Annotated in this window: 10 protein-coding genes; 3 read left to right on the top strand and 7 right to left on the bottom strand. The window is 61.6% G+C overall.

From position 1 onward, the window contains the following. Nucleotides 1–239: 239 nt before the first annotated feature. On the bottom strand, nt 240–953 hold the full coding sequence (locus VN004_RS00690) for a hypothetical protein (RefSeq protein ID WP_325606183.1): 714 nt from the start codon (nt 951–953) through the stop codon (nt 240–242). A 184-nt stretch (nt 954–1,137) separates the two neighbouring features. On the opposite strand from VN004_RS00690, the gene VN004_RS00685 reads away from it, so the two are divergent. Next, nucleotides 1,138–1,440, top strand: coding sequence for a DUF6949 family protein (locus tag VN004_RS00685; RefSeq protein ID WP_325606182.1), 303 nt, complete (start codon nt 1,138–1,140; stop codon nt 1,438–1,440). A gap of 65 nt (nt 1,441–1,505) precedes the next feature. After that, nucleotides 1,506–2,036, top strand: a complete 531-nt coding sequence (locus tag VN004_RS00680) for a gamma carbonic anhydrase family protein (RefSeq protein WP_325606181.1) — start codon at nt 1,506–1,508, stop codon at nt 2,034–2,036. A gap of 17 nt (nt 2,037–2,053) precedes the next feature. Here the strand turns inward: VN004_RS00680 and VN004_RS00675 are convergent, their stop codons facing one another. The 6 genes from VN004_RS00675 to VN004_RS00650 form a co-directional block, all read right to left on the bottom strand. Next, complete coding sequence (locus VN004_RS00675; protein ID WP_325606180.1) at nt 2,054–2,515, bottom strand: carboxymuconolactone decarboxylase family protein; 462 nt, start codon at nt 2,513–2,515, stop codon at nt 2,054–2,056. Nucleotides 2,516–2,633: 118 nt separating this feature from the next. Further along, nucleotides 2,634–3,821 carry an O-antigen ligase family protein gene (locus VN004_RS00670; protein WP_325606179.1) on the bottom strand — a complete coding sequence of 396 codons (1,188 nt, stop codon included), beginning with the start codon at nt 3,819–3,821 and terminating at the stop codon, nt 2,634–2,636. Then, complete coding sequence (locus tag VN004_RS00665; RefSeq protein ID WP_325606178.1) at nt 3,743–4,474, bottom strand: glycosyltransferase family 25 protein; 732 nt, start codon at nt 4,472–4,474, stop codon at nt 3,743–3,745. Before VN004_RS00665 ends, VN004_RS00670 begins: the two co-directional genes overlap by 79 nt. Nucleotides 4,475–4,693: 219 nt before the next feature. Beyond that, nucleotides 4,694–5,338 carry a transglutaminase-like cysteine peptidase gene (locus VN004_RS00660; protein WP_414710210.1) on the bottom strand — a complete coding sequence of 215 codons (645 nt, stop codon included), beginning with the start codon at nt 5,336–5,338 and terminating at the stop codon, nt 4,694–4,696. Nucleotides 5,339–5,673: 335 nt separating this feature from the next. Continuing rightward, a complete protein-coding gene (locus VN004_RS00655) occupies nt 5,674–6,291 on the bottom strand; it encodes a PilZ domain-containing protein (protein WP_325606177.1) in 618 nt (205 codons plus the stop codon). 168 nt (nt 6,292–6,459) lie between these two features. Next, the gene (locus VN004_RS00650) at nt 6,460–7,041 is read right to left on the bottom strand and encodes a PAS domain-containing protein (RefSeq protein ID WP_325606176.1); all 582 of its coding nucleotides are present in this window, start codon (nt 7,039–7,041) and stop codon (nt 6,460–6,462) included. Nucleotides 7,042–7,448: 407 nt separating this feature from the next. On the opposite strand from VN004_RS00650, the gene VN004_RS00645 reads away from it, so the two are divergent. Beyond that, entirely contained in the window at nt 7,449–8,255 is an 807-nt protein-coding gene (locus tag VN004_RS00645) for a rhomboid family intramembrane serine protease (protein WP_325606175.1), read from the top strand. Nucleotides 8,256–8,460 lie beyond the last annotated feature (205 nt).

The following is an 8,460-nucleotide window of genomic DNA, read 5'->3' as shown; positions in this document are numbered from 1 at the left end:
ACCTTCGTCGGCAGTAGCGGCTCGATCACCGACCACTCGAAATCCGTCAGATCAAAGCGCGCCATCTCAACCTCCAAGGCTGAGAGCAATGAATCAGAACACCCCCTCCAAGGGAATCCCGTTTATGAGTATGTGACCTAGAGTCCTTCACCGTTTGATGGAAACGGTGAAGGACTCTAGGTCGTTGTTTAAACGCGTTTTCTTCACGCGAACCGGTATCCACTTCGCTCGAAAACGCTCTAATTCGCCATCGGCGATGGATGGAGGCTGGCGATCAGCCGCTCGATCCGCGAGGCGGTGGTGCGCCAGTCGCCAAGCCAGGCGCGCGGGAAGCGAAGCATCAGGTCGGCGCCGGCGATCCGGCGCTCGTGCAGGCACATCGCAGGCGTCACGCCGGCCTGTCGCGCGCAGCGTAGCAGAAAGCGCTCCTGCGCGGCCGGGTCGAAGATCAGCTCGTCGCCCTTGTACGCCGAGTTGTCGCGGAAGCTTTGCCGGCTGAGGCCGTCCGTCCCCACCACCGGCGTTCCATCCAGATAGCGCGGATAGATCGTCTTGAGCCGCTCCATCGGCGCGAGCGTGTTGTCGCTTGCGGCGATGGTCATGAACAGCCGGTCGGTCACGTCGGGGGTATCGGACGGTTTCGGTTTGGCGTTCGGGTCGGGCGGGGTGAGCGAGGGCCACACGAAGCTGAGGTCGATGCGGGCCTGGTCGCCGCTGCGGCGTTGCGCCTTGAAGCGGATCGCGGCGGCCGGCACGTTGAACAGCACGTTGCCGACGGTGATTGGCAGCGCGGGCGCGTCCGGCGACAGCGGCGCGGGCGCCGGCCACACCACATAGGCCACGGCCGAGACGGCGAGGGCGATTGCGGCGGCACCAAGCGCCGGCACCAGTGCACGGGCGAGCAGGCCGCCGCCCTGTCGCCGCCGGCGCGCCACCGTTGCCGTATGAGCCATAGCCTTCCTCGTCGCGAATCGCCGCCGGTATCGAACCGCGGATCCGTTAACCTTCCCTTAAGCATGCGCTGGCGGTCGGGCCCGCGATCTGGAAGGAATCCGGCGGTGTCGTGTTGGGGCTGCCGCTATGTCGCCCGAAGGTCTTGTGCTTGGATTGATCTGGTCGGATTCCGCGCGGTCGCTCTTGGACCTCGCCATCGGCTTTGCTGTCGCCGGCCTGCTGTCGAGCGGCTACGAACTGCTGACGCTTCGGCCGCCGGGCTTCTATTTGTTGAACGAGGAGCGCAACCGCGCGCTGGCCGGGCTGGCCTTCCTGCTGTTTGCCGCGCCGTTCATCATCGTCGCCATCACCGTTCGCGGCGGTCGGGCCCGAGGCCGCAATTTCGGTTTTGCCGCGATGGCGGCATTCGTGGCCGGCTTCTGGAGCCTGATGTCGGGCACCATCGTGGTGATGGGTTTGCAGGCTCTCGGCCGGCTGGTGGCATAGGGCGCGAGCACCGCTCGCTTCGCTTCGCCGGACGTGGCAGGTTCGCGTTCCTTTGGAGGACCGCGATGCCGATTTACGAACTCGATGGCGAGGCGCCGGAATTTCCCGCCGATGGCCAATATTGGATTGCCGAAACCGCGGTGCTGATCGGGCGGGTGCGCCTGAAAAGTCACGCCAGCGTCTGGTTCGGCGCGGTGCTGCGCGGCGATAACGAGTGGATCGAGATCGGCGAGCGTTCGCAGATTCAGGACAATGCCACGCTGCACACCGATCCCGGATTCCCGATGACGATCGGCAGCCATTGCGTGATCGGTCACAAGGTGATGCTGCACGGCTGCACAGTCGGCGACAACAGCCTGATCGGAATGGGCGCGATCGTGCTCAACGGCGCCAGGATCGGCAACAACTCGCTGGTCGGGGCGGGCGCGCTGGTGACCGAGGGCAAGAGCTTTCCCGACAATTCGCTGATCGTCGGTTCGCCGGCGCGCGCCATCCGCACGCTCGACGAGCGGATGACGAAGATGATCGCCGCCGGCGCCGACATTTACGTGCGGCGCTGGCAGCAATACGCCAAGGGTTTGAAGCGGATCGATTGAGCGGCGTCGGGCGTCCGTCAGGCCGCGATCTTTGCCGTCTTGACCTGCGGGACCGCGCGGAACGCGATGGCCAGCCTGTTCCAGGCGTTGATGGTGACAACGGCGGCGCTCAGGTCCACCAGTTCCTTTTCGGAGAAATGGCGGCGGGCCTCCTCGTAGACGTCGTCGGGGACGTGGCCCTCGGTGATGAGGGTGAGCGCCTCAACCCAGCCGAGCGCGGCGCGCTCGCGCGCGGTGAACACCGGTGCCTCGCGCCAGGCGTTGAGCAGGTGCATGCGCTCGTCGCTTTCGCCCTGCTTGCGCGCATCGTTGGTGTGCATGATGAGACAAAAGGCGCAGCCGTTGATCTGCGAGGAGCGGATTTTCACCAGTTCGAGCAGCGAATGCTCCAGGCCGCATTGGTCGACATAGGACTGAAGCCCCGTCATCGCCTTGTATACGCCTGGGCTCGCCTTGATCGCGTCCAGCCTCGGTTGCATGTCTGCCTCCTGTCGATATCGGGATTTGCGCGCCGAGCGCTCGGCGCGGTGCGATCCTACACCGGGTTTGCGGCGATTTCTCGCACGCATTTTGCTGAAAGATAGCCTGACGTCGGGGCTACGCAGTGATTTTCGTATCGCTGATAATTCCTGTATTCTTGGAGTCGGATAATAAAACCCCGAGAATAAGAAAGATAAATTCTCCTTCCACAAATCGAGAGAAATAAGATGCAAACAAACTGGAAATGCACCAGGCAGCCAGTATGGCTACGAGGAGCGTTTGATGGCGATGTCTGCTTAAGAACGCTAAGACGATAAATGTTATGAACGCCGCAAACCCAAAAAGGCCGTGCTCGGACAACGTGCGCATATATTGATTGTGAGGGTCATTCGTTGACGTCGCACGCCAACTGTCGTCGCCGCTGGTTTGTTGTTTGTAAGCATGCTCAAACCCTCCAGTTCCAACGCCCAGGAGCCAATGCTCCTTGATGATGGAGAAGGTGTTCCTCCACATCACCATCCGGAATCCCATGGAGGTCAGGCTTTCCGATTGCTCGTATGTTCCAAGCTCTGAAACGCCCGTTTGAATTCGGTCGCGAACGGTACCGCTAAAAGTTAGGGTGATCACACAGGCAAGAACAATTGACGCTCCAGTTTTCCATGAATTGCGAAATGCGAGAGTGCCAATGATTACGACGAATGCGAGATATCCAACGCGGCCGGTCCCAAGGGCGATGGTTAGAAGTAACAGGATTATAGCGGGTAACCATCGTACGGGATCGAGGAAAAATGCGACACCTGCGCCGACTGCAAAAAACAACCCTTGAATGGCGTGATCCCGGAGAACGATCCCCGGCTCTAATCTTCCTATGGGCCAAATGAATGTGAGATAAGATATTGCTGCCATTGTGCAGCAAAACCAGACGAAGAGTATCAGAAACGTATTTTTTGATTTGTCGTTGTCAAAGACTGCAGCCGCTAGAAAAAACACCAGCGCTTTGCGCCATCGTTTGAGTGAGCCCAATCTATCGTCCCAAGGGGCGTCGCCGTATAAAACTCCGATCGCGCAAATCGCAAGGAAAACTAAAAGCGCAATCGAGGTAGGGTTGCGCAGAACATAGATCAGCTTGTTCCGAAGCTCGGGGCTTGCCGCAAATAGGAGATACAATGCGAATTCGATTGCGGCCGTTATGGACGTTGAGAAGAGAGTAGCTGGAATGACAGCAATTAGAAGCGTGCGCGCGATGACAAATTCACGGCCTGGATAAACCACTTTCGTAATTTGCGCCTCTGAAATCTCTGCCATTGAAATCGCATCCAATTCACGAAGTCTGAGTGCTTTCTTCGACTGCCATCCAGCGTGCTGCTGAATCGGCCGTTTATGCTTCCCTGAACAAGGAGCGCGTCGCGCGGCCAGTACTGCTGTATGCCGACTGCAGAGTCGATGTGTCGCAGAAGGTGGTCGGCTGGGAGGTCGCTTGTATTTTTACTGAGCCAATCCAACCTAGCGCAACAAGCAACGTTGTCGGTGATGTAGGCTTCGGCCGTCGAGATCGGATGGGGGATAAGCAATGATGGATCGAGGAAGAAGCGGTCGCTAAGTTTGCTATCGGCGCCCCCTAAGAATACGAGCCACCCAGGTTCGAGTGTGGTAACCGACTCCAATACAGCATGCAAACGAGACGCAAAATTGCGTTTTAGAATTACGTCATCCTCGAAGATGAGGACTTTCTCAAGTGCGTTGGCGCAGGCGCGCTCCCAGGCGCAGCGGTGTTTTAGAATGAGCGATTTGTGAGCGCGTGACAATGTCTGCGGTGAACCGTCTTCTTGAAGCTGGTCGGGATCGAAATCGAAAATGAATTCAAAAGGGATGTCGTAGGCAGCCAGCTGCTGGCGGATATGTTGATGGCGTTCGGTGAAGCTTTTCACCGACAAGACGTAGACGGCATCCAATTCCATACTACTCCCCTTGAAGGTATATAAACACCTTCTCGGAGAAGTTGTCTATTTCTTATATTTCTACACACGTTAAACGTGAATATTGCCGTTAGGTAGAGGCGGCGGCGAGTCCGTTATGAAAAAAGTGCGGCCGGCGTTGGGGACGCCGGCCGCGCGCGAACCCGGTCTGGGGACGGGGAGGGGTGGGGACGTGACCGGACTCGCGAAACTTTCCTTTTCTCAATGCGCGGATGAGGAGGCGGCTGTCGCGAACGCCGGGCGCGGCGCGCTGAGCGCGACCCAGACATTGGGATTGCTCTGCGACTGGCGTTTGACGAACCGATAGCCCGTGTCGGACCAGAGCAGAATCTCCGACTCCTGATTGTCGAGGATGAAATCGCCCTTGTCGGTCGCGACCGTCAGCACGGCGTGGCCGTCGCCCTTCTTGTCGCGCACCACGGTGACGAGCAGCGCCTCGCGCGGCCAGCCGGCCTTGATCAGCATGCGGCGCTTCAGCAGCACGTAATCCTCGCAGTCGCCCTTGCCGTCATCGGGATAGGACCAGCGTTCGACCACGCCCCAGTGGTCGATGTCGGTCTGCGCCTGGATGTTGTCGTTGACCCAGCGGTTGATGCGCACGAGGTCTTTCCAGACCTTCGGCGTCAGCACCACGTCGCGCGCCTCGGTGGTGACGTCGGGGCACTCCTTCGGATTGTCGTTGCAGAATTCGACCCAGCCGAAGGGCGCCCGCGTGGCGGAGCCGATGGACACGTAGGCGGCTTGCTGGGTGGCTTGCTGAGTCTCCGCCTGCGCCATCGCGCCGGGGACGGCGAGCATGGCGGCCGCGACGGCGGCACGAAACACGGCCCTCGACTTCGACAACATGGACGCGACCCCTTCCCGTCTTGTTGGGGTCGTATTTCCCACAAAGCTTTTGGTGCGCCGCTAATCCAGCAAAGTCATTTTGAGGAAAAGACAAGTATTCATTGAAGCAAATGCAGAGATTATTCTTGGAAAATTTGCATAAAATTTGAAATAATACGAATTGAATAAAATTGTATCTTTAAGACTGTTTCGGCCGCAATGGCGCGGGTCCGCGCAATGGCGAATGCGCGGGGCATTAACGCTGGGAGAGGGGTGGGAAGGGCCGGTCGGGAGACTGCCAACGGGCGCTTTATGCCGCCGGCGCGGGCGCGGCGCAGAGTCCGGCAACCCCGCGTTTACTGTGCGGCGGCGTTCTCTTCGACCGAGTCCGGGTGCTGAAGCCGGGTGAACTCGATGGCGAAGCCCTCGTCGAGATGGCGCACCACGCGGCCCGGAATCCGTCCGAGCGTGACATGGCTGCCGATCTCGGGGCGGAATTCGGTGGCGATGCCGGCGCCCGACAGCGAGATGTCGATGATGCGCACGCCGACCGAGGTGCCGTTCGGCAGAACGAGACGCGCGCCGACGATTTTCGGCACGAAGCGGCCGTGGCGGCGGTCTTCCGGCAGGTTGAGGATGCTGCGGTTGGCGAGCCAGGTGAGCTGCGCGGCGAGCTTGTCGCGCTTGCGCGCGGTCGCCGAGATCGTCATGGCGAAACCGTTCTCGAGATGGCGGGCGATGGTGCCTTCGAGGCGGCCCAGGTGATCGACATAGGCGATCACCCGCTCGCCGATGTTGCCGATGACGGGGGCGATCAGCGCCATGCCGCCGGGCGACATATTGATGACCTGGCAGGGATATTCGCGGCGGTCCGCCAACATATAGCGGCCCAGCAGGTTGACGCGGACGCGCTGATGGCGGCGCCGCTCCTGGGCATGCGGCAGCATGAGCGGTTTGGTTTGCAACAGCGCCATGCAGTGCGGACCCTGGGCCGATAGATTCCCGCAAACCCTATTCACGTATCGTTAACGGGGCGTTAGCCGGCGACATGCCCCATAAAGCCGATTCATGCGGCTCGTTCCACCCCGACGGGCGTTTGCCAGCGGTCGATATGCAGTGGTCCGGAGACGTTCCAGGGCCGGCTATTCGGCAAGCCCGCCATCGTAGACGATAAGGCCGCCCCGCATCCGCCCCGGTACAGCGTGGAAGCGGGGCGGGTCCATATCCCCCCATCCGCCGACATGGCGGAACATGCCAAGCTCAAGCGAACCCATCGCCTTGGCACCCAACCAATACGGCGCGGCCAGCGGAGCGAGAGATCCCAAGACGTGAGTGTTGACGTCGGCACGGTGGGCGAGCGGCAGCAGCACCAGCTCGAGTTTGACCGGCAGCAGCGCGTCGCTTGCCGTCGCCCCGGTGACGCTTGCGACCACGCCGAGCTTCTCCTCGACCACGACCGTCAGCAGTTCGGCGAGCGAGGCCTGATCGACGGTCCGCCAGAGGCCGGCGAAGCTTTCGCCCTTCAGTTCGCGGGCGAACAAGGCGCAAAGGCGCGTTCCGGCGAGCCTGACGATGTGATCGGGGCCGCAAGCGTCGAGCATGAATGTGTCGGCCAGGATGCCGCGGATCGCGCCGGGCTCGATATCCGTGCGTTGCGGGGCGAGGCGTGGACCGCGACGCTCGTTCCAATAGTCGAACAGCTCGCGACTGGATGCATGTTTCATTTTGCACTACCGCGGTACGGCGCTTGATGCGGTTCGTCCCCGGCCGGGACAGGCTTGCCACGTCCTCGCGTGGCTGCCTCCGATCGAGCATCGGCCGTGCCGCGGGCCGCCTTTGCGCGGTCGCGTCCACCGTTAAAGTTACCGGCAGTCCGTCATTGGCGAGGTGGGGCGGCCGACGTAGGGTCAGGGCCTGAGCTGAGCGGGAGAGTTGGGGAATGTGGCTGTCTGGGAGGGCTTGGTCCTTGAGGGGGACCAGGCCCTCCTTTTCTTTGTTTGATTGCGGCGCCGCTCTCGCTTAACTGACTGCATGCAGCACGCGCCGCGTGCGGCGACGGCGGCCAAATGAGCGCCCAAACGGGCGGCCGAGTGCAGGCGCCGGGGATGCGGGAGTTCTTTTGGACGAGCCCTTGGACAAACCGTCGGACCGGCCGCGCGAGCCGATTCTGAACGTCCCCCCGGTGATCGTTGCGCTGCTGTTGGTGCTGGGCGGCGTGCACGCCGTGCGCGTGTGGCTATTGCCGGACGATATCGACCGGATGTTGGTGTGGACGCTGGCGTTCGTTCCGGCGCGCTACGACACCAGCGTTCTCATCGACGGCATGCTGCCGGGGGGCTGGGGCGCGGAAATCTGGACCTTCGTCACCTATGCGCTGCTCCATGCCGACCTGACACACATCGGGTTCAACGCGATCTGGCTGTTGGCGTTCGCAAGCCCGGTGGCGCGGCGGTTCGGGACGCGCCGCTTCCTGGTGTTCTTCGCAGTGACGGTTGTGGCGGGCGCGGTGGCCTATCTTGTCGTGCACCCAGGCGAGCTTGCGCCGATGATCGGCGCCTCGGCCGGCATTTCCGGCACGATGGGCGCATCGGCGCGGTTCGTCTTCGAACCGGGCGGCTCGCTCGACATGCGGCGCGGCGATCGCAGCCATGCCGATCAGGTGCCGGCCGCGCCGCTTGGCGTTGCGCTGCGCAATCCGCGCGTGGTGGCGTTCGTTGCGGTGTGGTTCGGACTCAATCTGTTGTTCGGGCTCGGCTCGCTGTCGTTCGTCGAAGGTGATCAGGCGATCGCCTGGGAGGCGCATCTCGGCGGCTTCCTGGCGGGATTGTTGCTGTTCTCGATGTTCGACCCGACGAAGCCTCCGCCGCCGGCGGAGCCCGAGCGCGACGAGCCGCCGGCCACCGATTGGCTGCCTCCCGACCGTCCGACGTTTCATTAAAGTTGACGCAAAAAGCTGGCGCATTTGCCGGCCGGTCGAGCACGGCCGTCCGCGCATCGCATGGCTGCCCCGCGACGAGGCGCGGCAGGAACCCTGACCCACCTGGTGGATTTAACGGTTACCGTTGGATCGTCCCGTGGTTCCGATCGGGCAACCGGGTGTTCCGCGGGATAGGGAGGCGACTATGACCGTTAAGGCTATCCTT

It is taken from the genome of Pseudorhodoplanes sp. (assembly GCF_035565855.1).
Classification (GTDB): domain Bacteria; phylum Pseudomonadota; class Alphaproteobacteria; order Rhizobiales; family Xanthobacteraceae; genus Pseudorhodoplanes.
Note: the sequence above shows the minus strand (reverse complement) of the source record. Positions and strands in the feature narration are given on the sequence as shown.